The organism is Nonomuraea sp. NPDC047529 (genome assembly GCF_040642995.1).
Classification (GTDB): Bacteria; Actinomycetota; Actinomycetes; order Streptosporangiales; family Streptosporangiaceae; genus Nonomuraea.
In genome coordinates this window covers 26,615-50,857 of the sequence record NZ_JBEYTJ010000041.1, presented here as the reverse complement: position 1 = coordinate 50,857, position 24,243 = coordinate 26,615, and the positions used below count along the sequence as shown (strand labels likewise).

21 protein-coding genes are annotated in these 24,243 nt (G+C 72.4%); 9 read left to right on the top strand and 12 right to left on the bottom strand.

Features of this window, described 5'->3' with window-relative positions; genetic code table 11:
* Positions 1 to 2: 2 nt before the first annotated feature.
* Genes ABZ815_RS42555 through ABZ815_RS42545 form a run of 3 tightly spaced genes read right to left on the bottom strand, consistent with a single transcriptional unit; the run spans position 3 to position 3,760 of the window.
* Entirely contained in the window at positions 3 to 1,235 is a 1,233-nt protein-coding gene (locus ABZ815_RS42555; RefSeq protein ID WP_357707175.1) for a spermidine/putrescine ABC transporter substrate-binding protein, read from the bottom strand.
* 9 nt (positions 1,236 to 1,244) lie between these two features.
* Positions 1,245 to 2,312: an ABC transporter ATP-binding protein gene (locus tag ABZ815_RS42550; RefSeq protein ID WP_357707174.1), complete on the bottom strand. Its 1,068-nt coding sequence runs from the start codon at positions 2,310 to 2,312 to the stop codon at positions 1,245 to 1,247.
* A gap of 14 nt (positions 2,313 to 2,326) precedes the next feature.
* On the bottom strand, positions 2,327 to 3,760 hold the full coding sequence (locus ABZ815_RS42545; protein WP_357707173.1) for a gamma-aminobutyraldehyde dehydrogenase: 1,434 nt from the start codon (positions 3,758 to 3,760) through the stop codon (positions 2,327 to 2,329).
* A 203-nt stretch (positions 3,761 to 3,963) separates the two neighbouring features.
* Here ABZ815_RS42545 and ABZ815_RS42540 point away from each other — a divergent pair, with 203 nt between their 5' ends.
* Positions 3,964 to 4,455: an Lrp/AsnC family transcriptional regulator gene (locus ABZ815_RS42540; protein ID WP_125631294.1), complete on the top strand. Its 492-nt coding sequence runs from the start codon at positions 3,964 to 3,966 to the stop codon at positions 4,453 to 4,455.
* Here the strand turns inward: ABZ815_RS42540 and ABZ815_RS42535 are convergent.
* Genes ABZ815_RS42535 through speB form a run of 3 tightly spaced genes read right to left on the bottom strand, consistent with a single transcriptional unit; the run spans position 4,452 to position 7,542 of the window.
* On the bottom strand, positions 4,452 to 5,108 hold the full coding sequence (locus ABZ815_RS42535; RefSeq protein WP_357707235.1) for a cyclase family protein: 657 nt from the start codon (positions 5,106 to 5,108) through the stop codon (positions 4,452 to 4,454). The genes ABZ815_RS42540 and ABZ815_RS42535 overlap by 4 nt on opposite strands.
* On the bottom strand, positions 5,108 to 6,613 hold the full coding sequence (locus ABZ815_RS42530) for a cytosine permease (RefSeq protein WP_357707172.1): 1,506 nt from the start codon (positions 6,611 to 6,613) through the stop codon (positions 5,108 to 5,110). The genes ABZ815_RS42535 and ABZ815_RS42530 overlap by 1 nt, the downstream gene beginning before the upstream one ends.
* The gene (gene speB / locus ABZ815_RS42525; RefSeq protein ID WP_357707171.1) at positions 6,610 to 7,542 is read right to left on the bottom strand and encodes an agmatinase; all 933 of its coding nucleotides are present in this window, start codon (positions 7,540 to 7,542) and stop codon (positions 6,610 to 6,612) included. Before speB ends, ABZ815_RS42530 begins: the two co-directional genes overlap by 4 nt.
* A 70-nt stretch (positions 7,543 to 7,612) precedes the next feature.
* Here speB and ABZ815_RS42520 point away from each other — a divergent pair, with 70 nt between their 5' ends.
* Positions 7,613 to 9,067 carry a PucR family transcriptional regulator gene (locus ABZ815_RS42520; RefSeq protein WP_357707170.1) on the top strand — a complete coding sequence of 485 codons (1,455 nt, stop codon included), beginning with the start codon at positions 7,613 to 7,615 and terminating at the stop codon, positions 9,065 to 9,067.
* A 10-nt stretch (positions 9,068 to 9,077) separates the two neighbouring features.
* On the opposite strand, the gene ABZ815_RS42515 is transcribed toward ABZ815_RS42520, so the two are convergent.
* The 4 genes from ABZ815_RS42515 to ABZ815_RS42500 are packed head-to-tail and all read right to left on the bottom strand — an operon-like array spanning position 9,078 to position 14,945.
* A complete protein-coding gene (locus tag ABZ815_RS42515; protein WP_357707168.1) occupies positions 9,078 to 11,801 on the bottom strand; it encodes an alpha-mannosidase in 2,724 nt (907 codons plus the stop codon).
* Positions 11,792 to 12,880, bottom strand: coding sequence for a Gfo/Idh/MocA family oxidoreductase (locus ABZ815_RS42510; protein WP_357707167.1), 1,089 nt, complete (start codon positions 12,878 to 12,880; stop codon positions 11,792 to 11,794). Before ABZ815_RS42510 ends, ABZ815_RS42515 begins: the two co-directional genes overlap by 10 nt.
* Complete coding sequence (locus tag ABZ815_RS42505; protein ID WP_357707165.1) at positions 12,877 to 13,776, bottom strand: TIM barrel protein; 900 nt, start codon at positions 13,774 to 13,776, stop codon at positions 12,877 to 12,879. Before ABZ815_RS42505 ends, ABZ815_RS42510 begins: the two co-directional genes overlap by 4 nt.
* Positions 13,767 to 14,945 (bottom strand): CehA/McbA family metallohydrolase, encoded by a 1,179-nt coding sequence (locus ABZ815_RS42500; protein ID WP_357707164.1) that lies wholly within the window; start codon positions 14,943 to 14,945, stop codon positions 13,767 to 13,769. Before ABZ815_RS42500 ends, ABZ815_RS42505 begins: the two co-directional genes overlap by 10 nt.
* A 226-nt stretch (positions 14,946 to 15,171) precedes the next feature.
* On the opposite strand from ABZ815_RS42500, the gene iolC reads away from it, so the two are divergent.
* Genes iolC through ABZ815_RS42475 form a run of 5 tightly spaced genes read left to right on the top strand, consistent with a single transcriptional unit; the run spans position 15,172 to position 20,745 of the window.
* Positions 15,172 to 16,110, top strand: coding sequence for a 5-dehydro-2-deoxygluconokinase (iolC, locus tag ABZ815_RS42495; RefSeq protein WP_357707162.1), 939 nt, complete (start codon positions 15,172 to 15,174; stop codon positions 16,108 to 16,110).
* Entirely contained in the window at positions 16,107 to 17,012 is a 906-nt protein-coding gene (locus ABZ815_RS42490) for a deoxyribose-phosphate aldolase (protein ID WP_357707161.1), read from the top strand. The genes iolC and ABZ815_RS42490 overlap by 4 nt, the downstream gene beginning before the upstream one ends.
* Positions 17,009 to 17,848: a 5-deoxy-glucuronate isomerase gene (gene iolB, locus ABZ815_RS42485; protein WP_357707160.1), complete on the top strand. Its 840-nt coding sequence runs from the start codon at positions 17,009 to 17,011 to the stop codon at positions 17,846 to 17,848. Before ABZ815_RS42490 ends, iolB begins: the two co-directional genes overlap by 4 nt.
* Positions 17,845 to 19,680 carry a 3D-(3,5/4)-trihydroxycyclohexane-1,2-dione acylhydrolase (decyclizing) gene (iolD, locus tag ABZ815_RS42480; RefSeq protein WP_357707159.1) on the top strand — a complete coding sequence of 612 codons (1,836 nt, stop codon included), beginning with the start codon at positions 17,845 to 17,847 and terminating at the stop codon, positions 19,678 to 19,680. Before iolB ends, iolD begins: the two co-directional genes overlap by 4 nt.
* A 60-nt stretch (positions 19,681 to 19,740) precedes the next feature.
* Positions 19,741 to 20,745, top strand: a complete 1,005-nt coding sequence (locus ABZ815_RS42475) for an AI-2E family transporter (protein WP_357707158.1) — start codon at positions 19,741 to 19,743, stop codon at positions 20,743 to 20,745.
* On the opposite strand, the gene ABZ815_RS42470 is transcribed toward ABZ815_RS42475, so the two are convergent.
* On the bottom strand, positions 20,726 to 21,322 hold the full coding sequence (locus ABZ815_RS42470) for a PadR family transcriptional regulator (protein WP_357707157.1): 597 nt from the start codon (positions 21,320 to 21,322) through the stop codon (positions 20,726 to 20,728). The two genes, ABZ815_RS42475 and ABZ815_RS42470, sit on opposite strands and share 20 nt — an antisense overlap.
* Before the next feature lie 96 nt (positions 21,323 to 21,418).
* Here ABZ815_RS42470 and ABZ815_RS42465 point away from each other — a divergent pair, with 96 nt between their 5' ends.
* Positions 21,419 to 22,957: an FAD-dependent monooxygenase gene (locus tag ABZ815_RS42465; RefSeq protein WP_357707155.1), complete on the top strand. Its 1,539-nt coding sequence runs from the start codon at positions 21,419 to 21,421 to the stop codon at positions 22,955 to 22,957.
* 17 nt (positions 22,958 to 22,974) lie between these two features.
* Complete coding sequence (locus ABZ815_RS42460) at positions 22,975 to 23,622, top strand: HAD family hydrolase (protein WP_357707154.1); 648 nt, start codon at positions 22,975 to 22,977, stop codon at positions 23,620 to 23,622.
* Here the strand turns inward: ABZ815_RS42460 and ABZ815_RS42455 are convergent.
* Positions 23,619 to 24,119, bottom strand: coding sequence for a DivIVA domain-containing protein (locus ABZ815_RS42455; protein ID WP_357707153.1), 501 nt, complete (start codon positions 24,117 to 24,119; stop codon positions 23,619 to 23,621). The two genes, ABZ815_RS42460 and ABZ815_RS42455, sit on opposite strands and share 4 nt — an antisense overlap.
* Positions 24,120 to 24,243: the final 124 nt, after the last annotated feature.

The window sequence follows — 24,243 nt, the reverse complement described above, 5'->3', positions numbered from 1 at the left end:
GGCTATGCCTGGGTGATCGACTGGAAGATGGAGTTGAACACCTGCTCCTGCTGCGTGGTCAGGGTGGTGTACGTGCGCAGCTTGGCGTAGTCGGCCGCCGAGGGGAACATGAGCGGGCTGTCCACCATGTCCTCCAGGGCCTTCTTGTCCTCGCCCTTGGCCGTCGCGGCCTTCTCGCGCAGCAGGTCCTGGACGGCCGGGATCGGGGTGACGAACTGGATGAACTCATCCAGTTCGGCGGCCACCGCAGGCTGGTACAGGTAGTCCATGAGGGTGAGGGCGTCCACGGGGTTGGCCGCGCCCTTGGGGATGAGCATGTTGTCGGTCCAGATTGTGCCGCCCTCGTCGGGCACCACGAACTTGACCGGCTCGCCGGCGAGCTGCCGCTGGAAGATGTCGCCCGACCAGGCCATGGTCAGCCAGACGTCGCCCTTGGAGACCGCGTCGATGTAGCTCTGGTCGTAATATTTCCGGACGATTCCCGCGTCGCGCTGCTGCTTGAGCTTCTCCCCGGCCTTCTTCCAGTCCGCCTCGGTCGACTTCTCCGGATCGACGCCGAGGGCGAACATGCCGAAGTTGCCGATCTCCTGCGCGTCGGCCATCATCCCGACCCGCCCCTTGTACTTGGGGTCGAACAGGGCCTCGATGCTGGTGATGTCGTCCTTGACGTACTTGGTGTTGTACGCGATGCCGGTCACGCCCGAGGAGTAGGGCATCGTGTACTGGTTGCCCGGGTCGTAGGCGCGTTCCTTGTACTTGTCACCGGCGTTGGCCAGGAAGTTCGGCATCCGGCTGTGGTCGAGCGGCACGATGTAGCCGAGCTCGACCATGTGCTGGAGCTGCACGCCGTTGGTCATCACGACGATGTCGTAGCCGAGCGACTGACCGGCGCGGAGCACGGGGTCGGCCTTGCCGAAGAACTCCGCGTTCTCCTGGATGACCTCCTTGTACTCCACGGAGATCCCGGTGGTCTGGGTGAACTTCTTCAGCGGGGCCTGGTCCTCGGGCATGTACTCGGGCCAGTTGGCGAAGACGAGCTTGCCGTGCTTGCTCTGCTTGGCCCAGTAGTCCTTGACGGCGTCGGCCTTCGGAGGGGCGGCCTTCTGGCCCTGGACGCCGCAGGCGGCGAGCGCGAGGCCGGCGGCCGACAGTCCGGTGACACGGAAGAAGTCGCGGCGGGTGCGGGGCTGGGTCATGCCCCTGAGGAGGGCGGGGGTGATCTGGCGGGGGTTCATGGGGTGCTATCAACTTCCAATCACGTAAGAGTGCTGCGCCTCCCACGACAGCCACACGGAGTCGCCCCGCTCCGCGGTCGCCGTCGCGTCATGCGCGTTCTGCTCAAATACGGTCATCTCGGCCCCGTCGGCGAGCTGCACCGCATAGCTGTTGGAGGTGCCCAGGTAGACCATCTCCGTGACGGTCCCGGGGACGGCGCTCAGCCCGCGCCCCGGCTCGTCCGCGCAGATCGTGATCTTCTCGGGGCGGACGGTCACCGTCACGTCGCCCTCGCGTCCCGGCACCAGCACCCGGCCGCCGCCGATCTCCAGCACCCCGCCGGTCACCGTCCCGCTGATCAGGTTGGAGGTGCCGATGAAACCCGCCACGAACGCGGTGGCCGGCCCTTCGTAGATCTCCCGCGGGCTCGCGAGCTGCTCGACCAGCCCGTCGTTCATCACGGCGATCCTGTCGCTCATGGTCAGCGCCTCGTTCTGGTCGTGCGTCACGTACACGAACGTGATGCCGACCTCGCGCTGGATGCGCTTGAGCTCGATCTGCATGGCCTGGCGCAGCTTGAGGTCGAGCGCGCCCAGCGGCTCGTCGAGCAGGAGCGCCCGCGGCCGGTTGACCAGGGCGCGGGCCAGGGCCACGCGCTGCTGCTGGCCGCCGGACATCTCCCGCGGCCGGCGCTTCTCCCGGCCCGAGAGGTCGACGATCTCCAGCATCTCGCCGACCCGCCGCTGGATCTCCTCCTGCGGCGTCTTGCGCTGCTTCAGGCCGAACGCCACGTTGTCCCACACGCTCATGTGCGGGAACAGGGCGTAGGACTGGAAGACCATGTTGACGTCACGCTTGTTCGGCGGGACGTTCGTGACGTCCTTGCCGTGCAGCCTCACGAGCCCTTTGGTGGGCTCCTCGAAGCCGGCGATCATCCTCATGGTCGTGGTCTTGCCGCATCCGGACGGGCCGAGGAGGGAGAAGAACTCCCCCTCGGCGATGTCCAGCGACACACCTTTGACCGCCTGGACGACCTCGCCGTGCGAGAGGTACTCCTTGACGACGTCCTCTAGCTGGATCGCGAATAGCTCGGTCATGTCCAGGCTCGTCCTTATTCGCCGATGTAGTGCATGACGTGCTTGACCCTGGTGTAGTCGTGCAGACCGAACACCGACAGGTCCTTGCCGTACCCGGAGTGCTTGAAGCCGCCGTGCGGCATCTCCGAGACGAACGGGATGTGCGTGTTGACCCAGACCACGCCGAAGTCGAGGCGGTTCGACATGCGCATGGCGCGGCCGTGGTCGGAGGTCCACACCGAGCCGGACAGGCCGTACCGGACGTCGTTGGCCTTGGCCAGCGCGTCGGCCTCGTCGGTGAACGTCTGGACGGTGATGACGGGGCCGAAGACCTCGTTCTGCACCATCTCGTCGTCCTGCTTGAGGCCGTCCACGACGGTCGGGGCGAAGAAGTAGCCCTTGTCGCCGACGCGGTGACCGCCGGTGAGCACCTTGGCGTGGCCGGGGACCCGGTCCATGAAGCCCTGGACCCTGGAGAGCTGGTTCTCGTTGTTCAGCGGGCCGTAGAGCGCGTCCTCGTTGGCCAGGTCGCCGGTCACGGTGGCGGCGGCGGCCTCGCTCAGCGCGGCCACGAACTCGTCGTGCACGCTCTCCTGGACGAGCACCCGGCAGGCCGCGGTGCAGTCCTGGCCGGCGTTGTAGAGACCGGCGGTGGCGATGTCGGCGGCGGCCTTGGCGAGGTCCTTGACGTCCTCGAAGACCACGACCGGCGCCTTGCCGCCGAGCTCCAGGTGCACCCGCTTGAGGTCGTCGGCGGCGCTCTTGGCCACCGCCATGCCCGCGCCGACCGACCCGGTGATCGCCACCATGGAGGCGGCCGGGTGGCCCACGACGAGGGCGCCGGTCTCGCGGTCGCCGGTGACGACGTTGAAGACGCCGGGCGGCAGCACCGAGCCGACGATCTCGGCCAGCTTGAGCGTGGAGGCCGGGGTGGTGTCCGACGGCTTGAGCACGATCGTGTTCCCGGCGGCCAGCGCCGGGGCGATCTTCCACACGGCCATCATCATCGGGTAGTTCCAGGGGGTGACCTGGCCGATGACGCCGACGGGCTCGTGCCTGATGACGCTGGTGTGCTCGGCGAGGAACTCCCCGGCCGTGGGCCCCTCCAGCGTGCGCGCGGCGCCGGCGAAGAAGCGGAAGTGGTCGGCCGCGACCGGCGTCTCGTCCTCGGCCATGCGGGCGCGCGGCTTGCCGGTGTTGAGGCACTCGGCCTCGTTGATCTCGTCGGCCCGGGCGTCGATCGCGTCGGCGACCTTGAGCAGCAGGTTCGCCCGCTCACCGGGGGTGGTCCGACCCCACGACTCGAACGCGGCGGCCGCCGCGGCGTACGCCGCGTCGACGTCCTCGACGCCGGAGATCGGGGCCTGGACGTAGGCCTCTCCCGTGCAGGGGTCGATGATGTCGGAGAACCGGCCGCTCTGGGCGTCCACGAACTCACCGTTGATGAAGTTCTGCAGACGGGTGGTCAATGCACGACCTCCTCGTTGAGGTGGCTGAGATGCCGCGACTCTTACAGAGCAGTTGCATCTGGACAAGGGATTTCGTGGTGAAGATATCAAATTGCTACGAATTCGCTTGACACACCGCCAAGAACTGACAACATGTCGCACCAGGACGGCAATCGAGCGGGAACGCCCCCGTAACGCCGGACCGCTAGGAGGATTCCTCTGACATGACGACGCCGCCCCGCGTACGACGAACCAACGCCAGTTCCGGGCCCGTCGTGCTCGACGATCTCTCCAAGCAGATCATCGAGCAGCTCCAGTCCGACGGGCGTATGCCGTACGCCGCGATCGGCAAGGCCGTCGGGCTCTCCGAGGCCGCGGTCCGTCAGCGTGTCCAGCGGTTGCAGGACGCCGGGGTGATGCAGATCGTCGCGGTCACCGACCCCCTCACCCTCGGCTTCCCCCGCCAGGCGATGATCGGCGTCAACTGCGAGGGCGACCTCGAATCGGTGGCCGACGAGCTGTCGGCGATCGAGGAGATCGACTACGTGGTGCTCACGGCGGGCTCCTTCGATGTGATCGTCGAGGTGGTCTGCGAGGGCGACGGGCACCTGCTGGAGATCCTCAGCAAGATCCGCGCCATCCCCGCCGTACGGGCCACGGAGTCGTTCGTGTACCTGAAGCTGCGCAAGCAGTCGTACTCCTGGGGCACGCGCTAACCGATCCGCGCCACGGCCCGTACGGGAGCGCCGTCGGCGCCGTCGAGCCGCAGCGGCATCATCCAGACCTCGATCGGCCTCCCCTCGCCCTGGGCGTCGAGCAGCCGGTCGAGGCCGGTCAGGTTCTCCGCGATCACGGCGTGCGCCCCGCACAGGACACGGTGGGCCGGGAAGTCGTCGGCCGGGGTCGGGTCGACGCTCAGCGCGTCGATGCCGACCGTGCGCACGCCCCGCTCGACCAGCAGCGTGGCGGCCTCCTCGGTGAGGAAGGGGTGGCCCAGGTAGGTCTCGCTCCCCCAGTGGGCCGACCAGCCGGTGGCGACCAGCACGATCGGCGCGTCACCGCCGCCGGGCCAGGGCAGGCCGGCCAGGAGCCCGGCCCCGATCGGCGAGCGGGGCGCGAGCCCCCGGGCGTCCGCCACGACGGCGGGCCCGGCGAAGCGCGACAGCGGCAGCTCGCCGAGCGCCGGCAGCGCGTCGTCGATGTGGACGGGCGCGTCGACGTGGGTGCCCGACTGGGAGCCGAGGTGCAGGCCCAGTACGTTGACGCCGTCGCGGGCGACGGTGAGCGCGGGGGCGACCGAGACCTCGGGATCGCCCGGGTAGACGGGCATCCCGGTCTCGACGGGCACCGACAGGTCGACGAGTTCCATCACGCCATCGATTCTGCCGCGTCCACGATGGGCAGGATCGGCGTGTCGGCCGAGCGCACCAGGCGCGGGCCCTGCGGGCCGTACACCTCGCGCGGTTCGGGGAAGAGCGCGAGCAGCGTCAGGTACAGCACGGCCGCGACCGCCAGGCCCAGCGGCAGCGAGATGTCCACGCCGCCGGCCAGGTCGCCCAGCGGCCCGACGAACTGGCCGGGCAGGTTGACGAACATCAGCGCCACGGCCGCCGCGAGCAGCCACGCCGTCAGGCCGCGCCAGTTCCAGCCGTGGGTGAACCAGTACCGGCCGCCGCGCTGGCGCCGGTTGAAGACCTGGAGGGCGTCGGGGTCGTACCAGCCCCTGCGGGTCACGTAGCCGAGCATCATGATCACCATCCAGGGCGCGGTGCAGGTGATGATCAGGGTGGCGAACGTGGAGATGCTGGCCGTCAGGTTCGCCGCGAAACGCCCGACGAAGATGAACACGATCGACAGGGTGCCGATGAACACGGTCGCCTGCACCCGGGAGAAGCGCGGGAACACGCTGGAGAAGTCGAGCCCGGTCCCGTACAGGGAGGTGGTGCCGGTGGACATGCCGCCGATCAGCGCGATCAGGCAGACCGGGACGAAGTACCAGGCCGGCGAGATCGCCAGCAGCCCGCCCACGTAGTTGGGGGCGGCCGGGTCGACGTACTCGGCGGCCTTGGAGGCGATGATCGAGGCGGTGGCCAGCCCGAAGAAGAACGGCAGGATGGTGGCGATCTGCGACAGGAAGGCCGCCGTCACCACGCGGGAGCGGGGGGTCGAGGCCGGGATGTACCGGGACCAGTCGCCCAGGAAGGCGCCGAAGGAGACGGGATTGGACAGCACGATCAGCGCCGCCCCGATGAACGACGGCCAGAACAGCGGGTCACCGGCCGCCAGCGTCCCCGGATAGGACGGGTCGAAGTCCCCGGCGAAGGCGAACAGCCCGAGGACGAACAGCAGCGACGCCGCCGCCACCGCGATCTTGTTGACGAACAGCATGAAGCGGAAGCCGTACACGCAGACCACGAGGACGAGCAGGGCGAAGACGGCGTAGGCCACGCCGTAGGACAGGTCGGTGTCGGGCAGGCCGACGAGCCGGTGCGCGCCGCCCACCAGCGCGTCGCCCGACGACCACACCGAGATCGAGAAGAACGCGATGGCGGTCAGCAGCGACAGGAACGAGCCGACGACCCGGCCGTGCACGCCCAGGTGGGCCGAGGAGGAGACGGCGTTGTTGGTGCCGTTGAGCGGCCCGAACAGGGAGAGCGGCGCCAGGATCAGCGCCCCGACCACCAGTCCGAGCACGGTGGCCGCGAGCCCCTGCCAGAACGACAGGCCGAACAGGATGGGGAAGGCCCCGAGGACGCAGGTGGCGAACGTGTTCGCGCCCCCGAAGGCGACCCGGAACAGGTCGAAGGGCCCGGCGGTGCGGTCGGCGTCGGGGATGCGCTCGACGCCGTAGGTCTCGATCTCGGTGATGCTCATGTCTTCTCCTGCATCGCCAGCAGGCTGACGAGGTCGTAGGCCACGTGGGAGGCGGCGACCGAGGTGATCTCGGCGTGGTCGTAGGCGGGGGCCACCTCGACCACGTCGGCCCCGATCAGGCGGCAGCCGGCCAGACCGCGGAGGATCTCCAGCAGTTCCCGGCTGGTGAGCCCGCCGGCCTCCGGCGTGCCGGTGCCGGGGGCGTGGGCGGGGTCGAGCACGTCGATGTCGACGGAGACGTAGAGCGGGCGGTCGCCGACGCGCTGCCGCAGCACGTCGATGACCTCGTCCAGGCCGCGGCGGAGCACGTCGGCGGCGGTCAGGATGCCGAACCCGAGCCGCCGGTCGTCCTCCAGGTCCTTCTTGCCGTACAGGGGACCCCGGATGCCGACGTGGCTCAGCGCCTCGGTGTCGAGGATGCCCTCCTCGACCGCGCGCCGGAAGGGGGTGCCGTGGGTGTACTCGGCGCCGAAGTAGGTGTCCCAGGTGTCGAGGTGCGCGTCGAAGTGCAGCAGCGCCACGGGACCGTGCTTCTTGGCCGCCGAGCGCAGCAGCGGCAGCGCGATCGTGTGGTCGCCGCCGATGGTGACGAGCTTGGCGTCCAGCTCGTCGGCCGCGGCCTCGATGGTCTCGACGGCCGCGCCGATGTCGAACGGGTTCGCCGCGATGTCACCGGCGTCGGCCACCTGCACGCGCTCGAACGGCGACACGTCCAGCCCCGGGTGGTAGGGGCGCAGCAGCCGGGACGCCTCCCGTACGGCGGCGGGCCCGAACCGGGCGCCCGGACGGTAGGACACGCCCGCGTCGAAGGGCACGCCCACGACGGCCACGTCCGCCCGCTCGACCTGGTCGAGCCGGGGCAGCCGGGCGAAGGTGGCGGGCCCGGCGAAACGCGGGACCCGGGAGGAGTCAACGGGACCGATGTGCATGTCCGTCAGTGTTCGTCACGCTTCTGACCTGCGGCAATTGTTACTCCCACAAAGTAATACGGTGTGTGTTGTGGTTGACCACAAGATGACGGTCGAAGACCTTCTCCGCTCCCCGGCTCTCCAGCTCCGCGTGCTCGCCGGCGAGGCCGGGCTGTCCCGCTCGGTCTCGTGGGCGCACGTCAGCGAGCTGGCCGACCCGACGCCCTGGCTGCTCGGCGCCGAGGTCATCATGACCACCGGCATCGGCCTGCCGCGCTCGGCCGCCCGGCAGCGCGCCTACCTCGAACGCCTCGACGACGCCGGGGTCTCGGCGCTCGCCCTGTCGGCCCAGCTCCACGTCCCGCCGCTGCATCCGGCGTTCTTCGAGACCGCCGAGGAGCGCGGCATGCCGGTGCTGGAGGTGCCGCTCGCGGTGCCGTTCATCGCCGTCTCGCAAGAGGTGGCGGCGGCGCTGCAGGAGGACGCCAGCCACCGGCTGGGCGCCCAGCTCCAGGTGTTCGGGGCGCTGCGCTGGCTGGCCGCCGAGGACCTCGACACCGTCACGTTGTTCAAACGCCTGGAACGCCTGTCCGGCTACGACGTCTACCTGTGCACCCCGCAGGGCCGGCCGCTGCTGCCCGGCGTGCCGGTCCCCTCGCTCGACGTCCTGCCCGCCGAGCCCGACGCGCCGCCCACGATCCCGGGCGGCTTCGCGCTGCCGGTGCCGGCGCCCGGCGGCCCCGCCGGGTTCCTGGTGGCCTTCGAGCGCGAGGGCGCGCGGCCCGCCGGGCTGGCCGTGGTCCAGCACATCGCCACCGTGGCCGCCCTCCAGGTCGCCATGGCCAGGCACGAGCGCGAGACCCTGCGCCGAGAGGGCGCCGAGACGTTGGCCGAGCTGCTCCAGGACGTGCTCGACCCGCCCGCGGCCCGTCGCCGCCTGGCCCGGATGGGCCTGCCGCTGGAGGCCGGGTCGGTGCTGCTCGTCGTGCGTCACGCGCCCGACGACGCGCTGCGCAGGGCGGTGGGCGAGCTGCCGCACCTGATGCTCAGGCGCGGCGACGACCACTACCTGCTGGGGCCGCCCGGCCTGGCGCCGGCGGTCGCCGCCGTGCCCGGGGTCAGCGCGGGGGCGAGCCGCCCGTTCCCGCCGGGCGAGTCGCTGCGGGTCGCCCAGCGCGAGGCCGTGTGGGCCGCCGCGCACGCCGCCGAGTCGGGCAAACCGCTGGTCCACTACGGCGACGACACCACGGGCCGCTGGCTGCCCGACGACCCCTCGACGCTGTCGGCGCTGGTCGGCCACGTGCTGGGCGAGGTGCTGGCCTACGACGAGGCCCACGACTCGCGGCTGCTGCTGTCGGTGCGCACCTGGATGGAGCGCAACCGGCACGTCGAGAACGCGGCGGCCGCGCTGCACGTCCACCCCAACACGCTGGCCTACCGGCTGCGCAGGTTCGCCGCGCTGAGCGGACGCGACCTGTCCTCCAGCGCGGCGTTCGCCGAGGTCTGGCTGGCCGTGCGCGCCGCCCGCCAGCTCGGCCTGTGCTGAGCCCTTCCGGTCAGCGGAGCTGGACGGTGGCGATCTCCCATGGCTTCAGCGGCAGCCTGAGCGTGCCCTCCTCCGCCTCCAGCGGCTCCTCGGGGCGGCCGGTCAGACCGGCCCGCCTGGCCCTGGTGAAGGCGCCCCGCACGACGGCCTCCGTGTCCGTCTCGGTGAGCGCCACCAGGCGCAGCTCGTGCCAGTCGTCGCGGCGGCGCAGCGAGGTCATCGTCACGCCCTGGCCGGACACCGACAGCCCGGCCGCCGCCGGGGGCTGCGGCAGGTCCCATTCGCCCCTGCCGGGCACGACCAGCAGGTCGTGCCGGAACCTCTCCGCCTCCGGCGGCACGTCCCGCCAGTCCATGTACGGCATCAGCGCCAGCGACACGGTGTGCGGCCCGCGTGACTGCGCCGCCGGGGTCGGGAGCTGCGGACCGGCCGGCTCGGGGCGCAGCGCGTTGTGGTTGCGCGACAGGTAGCCGACCGAGCGGAGCAGCGTGAGCGCCAGCTCGTAGCCGTCGTCCAGCAGCTCGTACTCGGTCACGTGCTCCAGCAGCGCGGCCACGCCGCCGGCGGCCACCCAGCCGGAGGCGGGGAAGGTCGGCAGCGGGGTCTCGCCGCAGCCGCCCTCGCTCTCCAGCCCCCGCCTCACCACCGCGAACTGCCCCTCGGCCAGCGAATGGTCGGCATGCCGGGGCAGCGGCACGTGCAACCGCACCCGATGGTCGGCGCACCGGTTGTCGAACGACACCCGCAGCCGGACGAACGGCTCACCCGCCCGCAGCTCGACCCGCATGGTGACCATGACGTCCTCGGTCTCGCCGGTGCGCGCGAGCGGCGGGAGCTGCGGCGAGAACTCGACGCCCTCGCCCGCCGCCGGCCACAGGTACATCCGGGTCACCTCCACGACGGCCACGAGCGGGCCCGGGCAGATGAGCTCCGTGCTGATCGACACCGGCTCGGACACGACCAGGTCGTCCTTGGGGGGCGCGTGGTTGTAGGTGTCGCCGGAGTCGCCGCCGTCCTCGATGCGGCACACGCCGGTGATCGTGCGGCCGTCCTTGCCGAACAGGCCGAGGGTGCCGTCCGGCTCGATCTCGACCCGCAGCAGGCCGTTGTCCAGCGCGCTCTCGTCGGCCTGGACGGGCAGGACCTCGGTGTCGGAGCCGAACCAGCAGTGCTGATGATGCCGGCTCTTCCAGGTCTCCCCCGGCGGCATGGAGTACGGGACCCCTTCCTCTCCCGGCAGCAGGTTCGTGTGGCCGAGGGCGGGCACCTCGACGAAGGCCGCGACCGTGCGCCGGACCTCGGCCTCGACGCGGACGTACTCCACGCCGTCGAGCGCGCCGCGCAGCTCGGCCGGGTCGAACGGGCCGATCGGCTCGCGGGCCACGGTGAGGATGAGGGTGTCGTCCAGCACCTCCCAGTCGACGATGTGCTGGCCGTACAGCTCGGTGCCGTGCACGTAGGTCAGCACGGTGGCCGGGTCGATGCGCTCGTCCAGCAGGAGCGTCGGCGCGTACTCCAGGGTGTGGGTGGGCACCGGGAGGCCGGCGGGGTCCACCAGCGGTTCCAGGCCGGCCATGTCGACGATCACCACGCCGCTGCGGTCGGCCGGCGTCGGGTTGACGACGAGCACGCCGTGGACCGGCACCGCCGCCGCCAGCCGCGCGGTCACCATGTCGCGGACGGCCTGCCCCAGGTGCTCGGCCTCGGCGATGCGCGCGGCGACCTGCTGGGCGGTCTCGTCCACGCCGCAGCCGGTGACCGAGTCGTGGCCGCTCGCGTCCACCAGCCGCCGCCAGGCCATGTCGAGGAACCGTCCGGGCCACGGGCCGCCCCAGAGCGCGGCCAGGGGCTCGGCGTAGCGCTCGACCATGCGCTCGGCCCGGCCCATGGCCTGCTTCACGGCGGCGCGGACGGAGATGACGCCGGGCAGGATGTTGGCGCGGGCGTGCGAGCGCAGCTCGCCGAAGACCTCGGGCAGCCCCGCGGTGTCACCCGGAAATTTCTCGATATAGCCGGACAAGGTGTCCATGCGGGCGCCGATGGCCGCCACCATCTCCGGCAGCCCGCGCACGGGGGCCGAGTGGTCGGTGCCGTACATGGCCAGCAGCTCGCCCTCGGGGCCGTGCCAGGCCCGCATGGACGTGACGAACTCCGCCGCCCGCCCCTCCAGCCCCTTGACGTCGGAGAACAGGTGGGCGCCGTTGCCGTAGCCGCCCTCGGGCAGGTACTGGGTGCGGATCGCCGTGCCGTCGGGAGCCACCCAGGCGAAGGCGTCGGTCGTCACCGACGATGGCACCCCGCGGTAGACGCAGGCGTGCTCCAACCCGGCCCGCCGCAGGATCTGCGGCATCTGGGCGGCGTGGCCGAACATGTCGGGCAGGTAGCCGACCCGCATCGCGCCGCCGAGCTTCTCCGCCCCGGCCAGCCCGAGTTCGAGGTTGCGGACGATGTTCTCGCCCGAGCACAGGAACTCGTCGAGCAGGATCTGCCACGGCCCCACCGCCAGCCGTCCGGACTCGACGAGCGCGGCGACGCGGTCCCGGTTCTCCGGGCGGACCTCCAGGTAGTCGTCCACGCAGGCGAGCTGGCCGTCGAGGGTGAAGTGGTAGGCGGGCTCGGCCTCCATGGTGTCGAGCACCTCGTCGAGCAGGTCCACCAGCCTCAGGCGGAAGCGCTGGAAGGGCTCGTACCACTCTCTGTCCCAGTGTGTGTGCGGAACGACCACTATGTCCATGCCGCCGCCTCCCCTCCGATGGGCAGCCGATGCTGGACGGCGTAGCGGGCGGCGATCCGCTGAGCCGTCACGATGTCCTCCAGTGCGCCGCCCGCGTCGGTGATCGGCGGGCTGCCATCGTTCACATAAGCATGGAAGGCCGTCAGTTGTACCTCGAACGCCTCGGTCACCTCACGGTGCTCGGCGCGGGTCTCGGCCCCGGAGACCACGGTGAGGGTGGTGGGCGCGTTCATCAGGTAGGGGGTGGGGAAGGCCAGCTCGAAGGTGCCCTCTTCGTGGTGGATCGCGACGGTCTCGCGGTAGGCGGGGTAGTCGTCCAGGTAGTGCCAGCGGATGTGGAAACGGCCCGCCACGGGCAACGGCCCGGAGATCTCCAATGAGCCGGGCGTCGGCCCCCAGCTCTCCACGTACGAGATCTCCTCGGGCGAGCCGGTGAAGCGCCGCAGCAGCGACAGGTCGTGGCAGATCGACCCCAGGGAGACCGCGTACACGTTGCGCAGCGACTCCGGGGCCGCCTGGCCCAGCGCCCGGGAGACGAGCGCGTCCTCGGCCTCGCGCAACGCCCCGAGCACGCCGGGCTCGACGTCGCCGGCCCGCGTCAGGTTCGCGAACGCCAGCTGCGACTCCCCGCTCGGATGCAGCACGGTCACCTCGACCGACCGGATGGCCGCCGGCCCGCCCAGCTCGTCCAGCAGCGCGGCGGCCCGGCGCACGGCGGGGTCGTACTGCTTCATGTAGCCGACCATCAGCCGCCCCTCGGGCAGCGCCGCCACCTCGGCCCTGGTCAGCGCGAGCGGCTTCTCGCACAGCACGGCGTACCCGGCGGCCAGCGCCCGGCGCACGGTCTCGCCGTGGGAGCCGGAGGCCAGCACGATCACGGCCTCGAAACCGCCGTCGGACAACATCTCCGCCAGGTCGGTGTGGCGCCGGGGCGCGCCCAGCCGGTCGCCGACGGCGTCGGCCAGCGTGCGCGACAGGTCGCAGACGGCGCTCACCTCGAACAGGTCCCGCCGCCTGGACAGCAGCGGCACGTAGACCGCCTGGGTGACGGCCCCGCACCCGACCAGCGCGATCTTCACAGGCCCAGCTCCCTCAGCCGGTCGCGGTTGGCCGCCTGGTCGGCGATGTTCCGCTCGACCGGCCGGCGGCCCGGCATCGTGTCCTGCTCGACCACGATCCAGCCCTCGTAGCCGATGGCGTCGAGCGCCGCCACGACCGCGGGCAGGTCGAGCTCGCCCGCGCCCAGGCGGGTGAAGCCGCCCCTGCCCATCAGCTCGCGCAGGTCGGCGCCGTCGTCGAGGGCCTGGGCGAGGATCTTGGTGTCGCCGTCCTTGACGTGCACGTGCCCGATCCGGCCGGCCCAGTCGCGCAGCGCCGCCACCGGGTCGCCGCCGGCCAGCAGCAGATGGCCGGTGTCCAGGCAGAGCTGCACGTCGGTCAGCTCCAGGAGGCGCTCGACGTCGCCGGGGGTCTCGACGTAGGTGCCGAGGTGGTGGTGGAAGGCGGGTTCCAGGCCGCGTTCGCGGCAGCGGTCGGCGGCCTCCTGGACGCGGGCGGCGTACCCGGGCCAGTCGGAGGCGGGCAGCCCGGGGGCGCTCCCGCCGGGCCTGGCGAACCTCTCGGGCGAGCCCGAGCAGGCCAGCGTGGGCCGGGGCGCGAACGGCGCGGGCGCCTCGGGCGCGGCGGTGAACACGTCGAGCGCGGCCTCCAGCGCGGGCAGCCCCCGCCGGTACGCCTCGGCGTCGCCGTAGCGCAGGTCGACCCAGCCGCCGGCGAGCAGCAGGCCGTGCGCCGCCAGCCGGGCGGCCAGCTCGGGGCCGGTGCCGAGGTAGCCGATGGGCCCGGAGTCGATGCCCTGGTAACCGGCCTCGGCCAGCGCGCGGACCATCTCGTCGGGGCCCAGGGGCGGCGGCGCGTCGCTGAGCTCGAAGACGCCGAAGCTCACCGGCGCGTTCGCGATTCTCCTCACTCGCATAGGGCGATCACCTCGTTCTCGTAGGTCTCCAGGCGGTGGCGTCCCTCGGCGGCCGGCAGCAGCACCCGCTCGCCGCGGACGGCCTGGCGGGCGCCACCTGGGCGGACCAGCACCAGGCCGTCGGCGTCGAGCGCGAGCAGTTCGTCGCCCAGTCGGAGCAGCAGTGGCGCGTCCGGCCCGGCCGAGACCGCGGTGCGCCCGGCGCGTACGCCGTCGAGCACCGCGCCCGGCTCCTCGGCCAGCACCCACGTGGTCGGCGCGCCCGGGAGCCCGTCGCTGCCGTCGCGGTGGAAGTCGCTGCCGCCGATCGCCACCACGTCGTCGCGCCAGGCGTCGGCCCAGGCCAGCGGCGCCCCCCAGCGGCGGTCCCACCACCCGGAGCTCCACACCTCGGCCACCCTCGGACGTTCGGCGAGGGGCAGCAGCCAGGCGCAGTCGCCGCCCAGCGGGTGGTTGATGGAGATCAGGCCGCCCGCGCGGTCGGCGTGCTCGGCCCAGGAGTCGGCGGGCCGCCGGAAGTCCACCCAGCCGACCTCGCCGAACACGTTGGCGTGGCCGCGGTCGGCGGTGACCTCCTGGCCGGGGATGAGGGTGACGCCGCGGTCGGTCGCGCGCAGCCAGGGGTGGTGGCTGACGGTGTTGTGGTCGGTGACGGCCAGGAAGTCCAGGCCCCGGCCGCGGGCCAGCTCGGCCAGCTCGGCGACGGTGAGCGAGCCGTCGCTGTGGACGGTGTGCGCGTGGAAGTCGCCGGCGAACCAGCGCAGCCCGCCGACGTCGGGGACGTCCCTGCGCGGCGGCCGTTCGCCGGGCGGCGGCTCGGCGGCGACCGGCTCGGACGGGGCCGTGCGCAGGACCGAGACCTCCAGGGTGAAGTCGAGCCCCTGCGGCGGCACGCGGTGCAGCCCGAGCCACACGTGCCAGGTTCCGGGCTCGGGGTCGCCGGGCAGGTAGCCGGGGGTGGCCCAGTCGCGGGTGATCGTGAACTCGGCGCGCGCCCCTCCCGACCAGCCGCGGAAGCCGTCGGGTGAGCCGCAGCCGAGGTCGAGCACGCCCTGGGACCGGTCGTAGTCGAGCCGCACGGTGACGGCCCCGGACCCGGCGGGCACCTCGAAGGGCAGCTCGCGCAGCGCCCGTTCGAGGCGGTCGTCGAGGCTCCAGTGGCCTTTCACGCCGCTCCGCCCTTGCCTGAGGCGGGGCGGAAGGAGAGCTTGGTGGTGTGCTGTTCGTGGTGGACGCCGTTGGGGACGAACATGAGCGAACCTCCTCACCGTCCGACACTACAGAAGTGAGGTGACGGGGGCCCGGCCTGAACGATCATTCCCTAACTTAGCGGACATCCTTATGTCATGACAATATGCCATAGTGTCGAGATAGGGTGCGTCCTCTGGAGGTGCGTTGTACGACCTGATCACGATCGGCCGCTGCGGCGTCGACGTCTATCCGTTGCAGACCGGCGTCGGGCTGGCCGACGTCGAGACCTTCGGCAAGTTCCTCGGCGGCAGCCCGACCAACGTCGCCGTCGCGGCGGCACGCCATGGGCTGCGCTCCGCGGTGATCACCGCGGTGGGCGCCGACCCCTTCGGCGCCTACGTACGACGGGCCATCCGCGACTTCGGCGTGGACGACTCCCACGTCAGCGTCATCGAGGGCCCGGCCACCCCCGTCACGTTCTGCGAGATCTTCCCGCCCGACCACTTCCCGATCTACTTCTACCGCGGCGAGCACCCGCCCGACCTGCGTCTCACCCCCGGCCACCTCGACCTCGACGCCATCCGCGCGACCGGCCTGTTCTGGTTCTCGCTCACCGGCCTGAGCAAGGAGCCGAGCCGCGCGGCGCACACCGCCGCCCTGTCGGCCCGCACCTCCGGCTGGACCGTGTTCGACCTCGACCACCGCCCGGCGCTGTGGGAGTCGCGCGAGGCCGCCCGCGCGGCGGCGCGCGAGGCGCTGCCGCACGCGAACGTGGCGGTCGGCAACCTCGACGAGGTGGAGAACGCGGTGGGCGTGCGCGACCCGGAGGCGGCGGCGAGGGCGCTGCTCGACGCCGGGGTCCGGGTGGCGATCGTCAAGATGGGCCCGGCCGGGGTGCTCGCCCGCACGGCCACCGAGACCGTCGTGGCCGAGCCGGTCGAGGTGAAGGTGGTCAACGGCATCGGGGCCGGGGACGCGTTCGGCGGCGCGGTCTGCCTCGGGCTGCTGCGCGGCTGGCCGCTGGAACGCACGATCCGCTTCGCCAACGCCGCCGGGGCCTTCGTGGCCGCCCGCCTGGCCTGCGCCGACGCCATGCCCACCACCGACGAGGTGCACGAACTGCTGGACGAGGTGCCCACGTGAGCGACCTCACGCTGCCGGGGACGGCCCGCTACGAGTGGCTCACGCGCGTCCGCGCGACGCGCCCCGAGGAGATCGCCGCGGCCGCCGCCCGCCGGCGACGCCGGAGGATGCCCGAGGCGGACGAACGGCTGCTGATCATCGCCGCCGACCATCCGGCCAGGGGCGCCCTGTCCGTACGCGACCGCCCGCTGGCCATGGGCAGCCGCCACGACCTGCTCGACCGGCTCCAGACGGCCCTGGCCCGGCCGGGGGTGGACGGCGTCCTCGCCTCCCCCGACGTCCTGGAGGACCTGCTCCTGCTGGGCGCGCTGGAGGGCAGGCTGGCCTTCGGCTCGATGAACCGGGGCGGCCTGCAGGGCTCGGTGTTCGAGCTGGACGACCGCTTCACCGGCTTCGACCCCGAGGCCATCGACTCGATGCGCCTCGACGGCGGCAAGATGTTGTGCCGCATCGACCCCGGTGACCACGCGACGGCCGCCACCCTGGAGTCGTGCGCCCACGCGGTGACCGGGCTGGCCCGCAGGCGGCTGGTGGCCATGGTGGAGCCGTTCTGGGCGGCGCGCTCGGAGTCCGGCGTGCTGCGCAACGACCTGTCCCCCGACGCCGTGATCCGCTCGATCAGCGTCGCCCAGGCACTCGGCGCCACCTCGGCCCACACCTGGCTGAAGATCCCCGTGGTGGCCGAGATGGACCGGGTGATGGCCGCCACCACGCTGCCCACGCTGCTCCTCGGCGGCGACCCGCCCGACATCGGCGCGGCCTACGCCGACTGGCACCGCGCGCTGGCCCTGCCCGGCGTGCGCGGCCTGGTCGTCGGCCGCGCCCTGCTCTACCCATCGGACGACGACGTGGCGGCTGCGGTGGACGGCGCCGCCGCCCTGGTGAGAGAGGCACACGCATGACCTACCTGCCCTACGGCAAGGCCGCCGGCGGCCCCTGGTCGGTGGAGATCACTCCGTCGCTGGCCGGATGGACGTACTCGGGGCTGCGGGTGGCGGACCTGACCGGCGCGCCGCTGGAGTTCGACACCGGCGAGGAGGAGATGATCGTCCTTCCGCTGGCGGGGTCGTGCACGGTCGAGGTCGCCGGGGAGACGTTCGTGCTGGCCGGGCGCGGCTCGGTGTTCGAGGGGCCGAGCGACTTCGCGTACCTGCCGATCGGCGTCCGGGCCACGTTGAGCGGCGCGGGACGCATCGCGCTGCCGTCGGCCCGCGCGACCCGGGCGCTGCCGCCGCGGCACGTGCCCGCCTCCCGGGTGCCGGTGGAGATCAGGGGCGCGGGGCAGGCCAGCCGGCAGGTGAACAACTTCTGCGCCCCCGGCGTGTTCGACTGCGACAAGCTCATGGCCGTCGAGGTGCTGACGCCGGGCGGCAACTGGTCGTCCTATCCGCCGCACAAGCACGACACCCCCAACCCCGGCGAGGCGGTGCTGGAGGAGGTCTATTACTTCGAGGTCGCCGGCGACGGGCTCGGCTACCAGCGCGTCTACTCCTCCGAGCGGGGGCAGGTCGACACGCTGGCCGAGGTCTCCTCCGGCGACGTCGTCCTGGTCCCGTACGGCTACCACGGGCCCTCCATGGCCGCCCCCGGGTACGACCTGTACTACCTCAACGTGCTGGCGGGCCCGGCGGAGGAGCGTTCGATGGCGTTCTGCGACGATCCCCGGCACGCCTGGATCCGTTCGTCCTGGTCGGGCCAGGACATCGACCCGAGACTGCCGTTCGGGGGGCGCGCATGACCCGGTTGACCGTCGCGCAGGCCGTCGTGCGCTTCCTGGCCGCCCAGTGGAGCGAGCGGGACGGCGTGGAGCGCCGCTTCTTCGGCGGCTGCTTCGGCATCTTCGGCCACGGCAACGTCGCCGGGCTCGGCCAGGCGCTGGCCACCGGCGGCGACGACCTGCCCTACCACCTGGCCCGCAACGAGCAGGCCATGGTGCACACGGCCGCCGCCTACGCCCGGACCGCCAACCGGCTGGCCACGCTGGCCTGCACGACCTCGATCGGCCCCGGCGCGACGAACATGATCACGGGGGCGGCCGGCGCGACCGTCAACAGGCTGCCCGTGCTCCTGCTGCCCGGCGACGTCTTCTCCACCCGCGTCGCCAACCCGGTGCTCCAGGAGCTGGAGGACCCGCGTTCGTACGACGTCTCGGTCAACGACTGCTTCAGGCCGGTCTCGCGGTACTGGGACCGGATCAACCGTCCGGAGCAGCTGCCGGCCGCGCTGACGGCGGCCCTGCGGGTGCTCACGGACCCGGCCGAGACCGGCGCGGTGACGCTGGCTCTGCCGCAGGACGTGCAGGCCGAGTCCTGCGACTGGCCCGAGGAGCTGTTCGCCCGCCGGGTGTGGCACGTGCCGCGCCCGCGGCCGGACCGCGCCGCGCTGGCCAGGGCGGCCGAGCTGATCAGGTCGGCGGCCCGTCCGCTGATCGTCTCGGGCGGCGGGACGATCTACAGCGAGGCCACCGCCGAACTGGCCGCCTTCGCCGAGGCGCACGGCATCCCGGTCGCCGAGACCCAGGCCGGCAAGGGGTCGCTGCCGCACGGCCATCCGCTGGCGATGGGCGCGGTGGGCGCGACCGGCACCACCGCGGCCAACGCGCTGGCCCGCGAGGCCGACGTGATCATCGGGATCGGCACCCGCTACAGCGACTTCACCACCGCGTCGAGATCGCTCTTCGCGGCGGACGCCAGGTTCGCGAACGTCAACGTCACCGCCTTCGACGCCGCCAAGCTGTCAGGGCTGCAACTGGTCGCCGACGCCCGGGAGTGCCTGACCGACCTGACCGCGGCCTGCGCCGGCCGGCGCCCCGACGACGCCTACCTGGCCAGGGCCGCCGAGCTGTCCCGCGACTGGGACGCGAGCGTGGACCGCGCGTACTCCCTCGACGGCTCCCCGCTGTCGCAGGCGGCGATCATCGGCGCCGTGAACGCGGCGGCGGGCGCGGACGGCGTCGTGGTGTGCGCGGCCGGGTCCATGCCGGGCGACCTGCACAAGCTGTGGCGGCCGAGCGGCCCCGGCAACTACCACGTCGAGTACGGCAACTCCTGCATGGGCTACGAGATCGCGGGCGGCGTGGGCGTCAAGATGGCCGCGCCGGAGCGCGAGGTGTTCGTCCTGGTGGGTGACGGGTCGTACCTGATGATGGCGCAGGAGCTGGTCACCGCGGTCGCCGAGGACGTGAAGCTGGTCGTCGTCCTGGTGGACAACTCGGGTTTCGCCTCCATCGGGCGGCTGTCGGAGAGCGTCGGCGCGCGCCGCCTGGGCACGTCCTACCGCTCCCGTACGGGCGGCCCGCTGCCGGTCGACCTGGCGGCCAACGCCGCGAGCCTGGGCGCGGCCGTGCTGCGTCCGGAATCGCTCGCCGACCTGCGCAAGGCCCTGGAGGAGGCCCGCTCGTCCGCCGGGACGACCGTCGTGTACGTGCGCACCGACCCCATGGCCGACGACGCCCCCTCCTCGCAGGCGTGGTGGGACGTGCCCGTCGCCGGGGTGGGCGCGGCGGCCGAGCGGGCGGCGTACGAGGAGGCCAAGCGGTCGCAGCGTCCGCACCTGACCCCGCCGTCCTGACAGGGTTGCCCTCGATCACTGCCGGGAAAAGCTCTGACCAGGCACGATCGGGGGTTGGGCATGAGGCCGTGGCGGGCGCTGGGGTGGATCGCGATCATCGCGGTGGCCTTCTTCTGCCTTTATCACCTGCGCACGGTGGTCATGTCCGTCATCATCGGCGTCTTCCTCACGGCGTTGCTGCACCCGCCGGCCCGCTGGCTCACCTCCCGCGGGCTCGGCCCGGCGCTGGCCACCACGGTCGTCTTCGTCGGCGGCCTGGTGCTGGCCGGCGCGCTGATCGCGCTGCTGGTGCCGCCCACGGTCGACAGCCTGAGCGAGATGCGCACCAGCCTGGGCAAGGCGTTCGACGACCTGCACGGCCTGGCCGCCCGCTTCGGGCTCGACGACCAGCGGCTGCTCGCGCAGGCCAGGGAGTACGTGTCCAAGCAGGGCAAGCAGATCACCAGCGGCGCCATCGCCGGGGTCAGGACGGCCGGCGAGATCGTCGTCGGCGCGGTGCTCGCGGTCATCCTGTCGGTGTACTTCGTGCACGGCGGCGAGCGACTGTTCGCCTGGATCGTCGATCTCGTGCCCGAGGGGGCCAAGGCGCGCTGCCGCGACACCGGCACGTTGATCTTCGCGGTGATCGGGCGCTACATCCGCGGGGTGGCGATCGTGGGCGTGGTCGACGGGTTCTTCATCGGGCTCGCGCTGTGGATCCTCGGCGTGCCGATCGCGCTGCCGCTGGCCGTGCTGACGTTCGTGGGGGCGTTCCTGCCGGTGGTGGGGGCGTTCATGGCCGGGCTGCTGGCGGCGGTGGTGGCGCTCGTGGCCAAGGGGTGGCTGGTGGCGCTGATCGTGGTCGCGGTGACCGTGGCGGTGCAGCAGCTCGAAGGGCACGTGCTGGCGCCGCAGATCTACGGCAAGGCGCTCGACCTGCCGGGGGCGGTCATCCTGGTCGCGATCACGGTGGGCAGCGTCATCGCGGGCATCACCGGGGCGTTCCTGGCCGCACCGGTGACCTCGGTGCTCGTCGCGCTGCTGCGGCGGCCCGCGGCCCATCTGATCACTCCCGGGCCGCGCTGACCTCCTCAAGCTGCTCACGCGACCACTCGATCCGCCCCTCCCGCAGGTCGGCGATGACGGCGCGGAGCCAGCGGGCCTCGGCCGCCGTCACCTCGCGCAGATATTCGCACTCCAGCATCGTGATGCGCGGCAGGTCCTCTTCGGCCGACAGGCTCGACTCCAGCTCGGCGAGCGTGCGCTCCACGGCCGCCGCCCGCCGTTCCAGCGCGTCGGCCAGCACGCCGGGCGGGAACAGCATCGCGCTGGCCAGCGCGGCGGGGAACTGGGGGAACTCCTGCCGGGGACGGCTGAGCATGTCGTCCAGCCACTCCTCCAGCCGTTCGCGCCCGGCGTCGGTGAGCTCGTAGACCGTGCGCTCCGGGTACTGCTGGTCGCGCTCGGTCTCCCTGACCCTGAGCAGCCCGGCCTCGGCCAGCCGGTCGATCGTGCGGTAGAGCCCGGCCCGCTGGCCCACGTTGACCACCTGGTCCTTGCCCCACTGCTTGAGCAGCCGCTGCATGCCGTACGCGTGCAGGGGCTGGGACCGCAGCAGCGCCAGCACGGTCAGAGCGAGCGGCGAGCCGCGGTCCAGAGCCATGGCCCTCATCGTACCCTCACGACAACTAGTTGACTTGAGACTAGTTGCAATGCAACTATCGAGCCTATGACCACAGCAGACCGCCCAGAGGGCGTCATGACCGAAATTCCCGTGCTGATCGTCGGCGGCGGCTACGCCGGGCTCACCGCCGCCCTGTTCCTGTCGCACCACGGGGTGCCCTGCGTGCTCGTCGACCGCCACCCCGGCGTGTCGCTCCTGGGCAGGGCGCGCGGCATCACCCCGCGCACGATGGAGATCTACCGGCCGTTCGGCCTGGAGCAGGCCGTCAAGGAGGCCGGACGGCCCTTCGACGAGGAGGGAGGCGTGGCCCGCTGCGCGACGCTGGCCGGCGAATGGCAGTGGCTCTTCGAGGGCGGCTCCTCCCGGGCGATGCCCGAGCTGACCGCGGGCGAGTACGGCATGGCCGACCAGAGCACGGTCGAGCCGGTCCTCGCCGAGGCCGCCCGCGCCCGGGGCGCCGACCTGCGCTTCGACACCATGTGCCGGTCGGTCGAGCCCGACGCCGACGGCGTCACGGTGGTGACCGAGGACGTTCGCACCGGCGAGCGCCGGACCCTGCGCGCCCGCTACCTGATCGCCGCCGACGGCTACCGCGGCACGATCAGGGATCAACTGGGCATCGCCCGCGAAGGGCACAGCGTCCTGCGTAACTACCTGTCCTTCGTCTTCAGGGCCGACCTGTCGGAGCTGGTCACCAAGCGGGCGCTGTTCTGGATCCTCGGCGCGCCCGGCGGGGCGGCCTCGGGCGCGCTGGTCTCCCACGCGCTGCCGAACCATTGGGGCATGGCCCTGACGTACGACCCCGCGTCCGAGTCGCCGGCCGACTTCACCGACGAACGGCTGGCCGCCTCGGCCAAGGAGCTGATCGGCCGCGACCTGCCCGTGGAGATCGTCAGCAGGGCCGCATGGGAGGAGGCGGTGGGCGTCGCCGCCCGCTACCGCGAGGGGCGGGTCTTCCTGGTCGGCGACGCGGCGCACGTCTGGCCGCCGGCCGGCGGGCTGGGCGCCAACTCGGCCGTCCAGGACACGCACAACCTGGCCTGGAAGCTGGCCGCCGTGCTCGACGGCCGGGCCGGCGACGCGCTGCTCGACACCTACGAGGCCGAACGCCGCCCGGTGGCCCTGACGCTGGCCGACCTGACCGTACGCAGCCAGGCGGCCAGGTTCGGCCCCGGCCAGGAGGACGACCCGCTGGACCACGTGCTGGCGATCTTCGGACAGCGCTACCGGTCGTCGGCCATGGTCGGAGCCACGCACGAGACGGTGCTCGGCGACACGGTGGCCCAGGGCGCCCGTGCCGGCACCCGCGCCCCGCACCTCTGGCTCGACCGGGACGGCGTGCGCATCGGCGTCCACGACCTGTTCCACGACGCCTTCGTCCTGCTGTGCGGCCCCGGCGGCGCCGACTGGGCGCGGGCCGCCGGCCCCGGCGTACGGGTCCACCAGGTGGGCGCGGACGTGCTCGACGTCGAGGACGCCTGGGCCGCGCGCTTCGGCGACGCCGCCGCCGTCCTGGTCCGCCCTGACGGCTACGTGGCCTGGCGGGCCGACGGGCCGGCGGTCGAGGGCGAGGTCGGCAGGGTGCTCGCCCAGGTGCTCGGATCCGGCACATGACCGTCATATGGTGAGTCATGCGATGGATCACGTTCGACTGTTTCGGCACCCTCGTCGACTGGCGGCACGGCATCGGCAGCAGCCTTGAGCTGATCGCGCCCGGCAGAGGGGAGGAGCTGCTGGAGGCGTACCTGCGGCACGAGACCGCGGTCGAGACCGAGACGCCGCGGGCCCGCTACCGCGACGTCATGGCCGAGGCGCTGCGCCGCGCCTGCGCCGACGCCGCGTTCCCGCTGAACGACGACGACGCCCGGGTGCTGGGCGACACCCTGCCCTACTGGCCGGTGTTCGGCGAGGTCGGGGAGGAGTTGTCGGCCCTGCGGGCGGCGGGCCGGCGGCTGGCGCTGCTGACCAACTGCGACCGCGACCTGATCGCCCAGACGCTGCGACGGCTGCCCGTGCCGTTCGACGCGGTGGTCACCGCCGAGGACGCCGGGGCCTACAAGCCGGACGAGGCGCACTTCGAGCACTTCAGGAAGGCGTACGAGCCGGCGGAGTGGGTGCACGTGGCGCAGAGCCACTTCCACGACATGGTCCCGGCCCAGCGCCTCGGCCTCCGCCGGGTGTGGATCAACCGGCACGGCGAGCGGCCCGCCGACCCGGAGGTCGTCCGGGTGGTCCTGCCCGACCTCCGCGGCCTGCTCGCCGCCGTCGAACGGGCCTAGCGGGGCTTGTCCAGGATCTCGGCGACGCCTTCGAGGAAGGAGTCGACGTCGGCGATCAGGTAGCCGGCGCGGAAGAGCACGGTCGAGAACCGGGCCTCGCGCACCTCCTCGGCGGTCACGGCGAACTCGGTCGTGCCGCGCAGGGTGGCGACGACGCGGTCGAGGAAGGCGTCCACCTCGTCCTCGTCGTAGCCGGTGCCCATGCGGCCGGGGCGGAAGGCCACTCGTTCGACGCGGGCGGCCTGGGTCTCGAACCACTCCTCGCGCAGCAGTTCCCCGGTGGGTTCGGCCATGGCCGGCCGTACCGGGCGCTTGGCCTGGGTCTCCAGGGCCACGACGAACGCCTCCAGCGCGAAGTCCACCGCGGTCTCGTGGTAGCCGCCGCGCTTGGCGCGGAAGGTCGCGGCGCGGACGTCGTCCGCGGTGACGGGCTCGACCGTGTGCGGGCCCCTGCCGAGGGTCGACTCGATGCGCACGATCAGGGCGTCGACTTCCACGGGGTCATAGCCTGAACGCATACCCATGACGCGCGGAAAGCGGTTCAAGCCCACTCCTCCAGAGATGTGCCGGGGTGTCTCCATTGTGAGGGCCTTTATCCCCGCCCTGCGCCCTGACATATAA

Coding starts and splice junctions, on each gene's coding strand:
- ABZ815_RS42555 (WP_357707175.1), bottom strand. CDS start 1,235: ATGAACCCCCGCCAGATCACCCCCGCCCTCCTCAGGGGCATGACCCAG.
- ABZ815_RS42550 (WP_357707174.1), bottom strand. CDS start 2,312: ATGACCGAGCTATTCGCGATCCAGCTAGAGGACGTCGTCAAGGAGTAC.
- ABZ815_RS42540 (WP_125631294.1), top strand. CDS start 3,964: ATGACGACGCCGCCCCGCGTACGACGAACCAACGCCAGTTCCGGGCCC.
- ABZ815_RS42535 (WP_357707235.1), bottom strand. CDS start 5,108: ATGGAACTCGTCGACCTGTCGGTGCCCGTCGAGACCGGGATGCCCGTC.
- ABZ815_RS42530 (WP_357707172.1), bottom strand. CDS start 6,613: ATGAGCATCACCGAGATCGAGACCTACGGCGTCGAGCGCATCCCCGAC.
- speB (WP_357707171.1), bottom strand. CDS start 7,542: ATGCACATCGGTCCCGTTGACTCCTCCCGGGTCCCGCGTTTCGCCGGG.
- ABZ815_RS42515 (WP_357707168.1), bottom strand. CDS start 11,801: ATGGACATAGTGGTCGTTCCGCACACACACTGGGACAGAGAGTGGTAC.
- ABZ815_RS42505 (WP_357707165.1), bottom strand. CDS start 13,776: ATGCGAGTGAGGAGAATCGCGAACGCGCCGGTGAGCTTCGGCGTCTTC.
- iolB (WP_357707160.1), top strand. CDS start 17,009: ATGACCTACCTGCCCTACGGCAAGGCCGCCGGCGGCCCCTGGTCGGTG.
- iolD (WP_357707159.1), top strand. CDS start 17,845: ATGACCCGGTTGACCGTCGCGCAGGCCGTCGTGCGCTTCCTGGCCGCC.
- ABZ815_RS42475 (WP_357707158.1), top strand. CDS start 19,741: ATGAGGCCGTGGCGGGCGCTGGGGTGGATCGCGATCATCGCGGTGGCC.
- ABZ815_RS42470 (WP_357707157.1), bottom strand. CDS start 21,322: ATGGCTCTGGACCGCGGCTCGCCGCTCGCTCTGACCGTGCTGGCGCTG.
- ABZ815_RS42465 (WP_357707155.1), top strand. CDS start 21,419: ATGACCGAAATTCCCGTGCTGATCGTCGGCGGCGGCTACGCCGGGCTC.
- ABZ815_RS42460 (WP_357707154.1), top strand. CDS start 22,975: ATGCGATGGATCACGTTCGACTGTTTCGGCACCCTCGTCGACTGGCGG.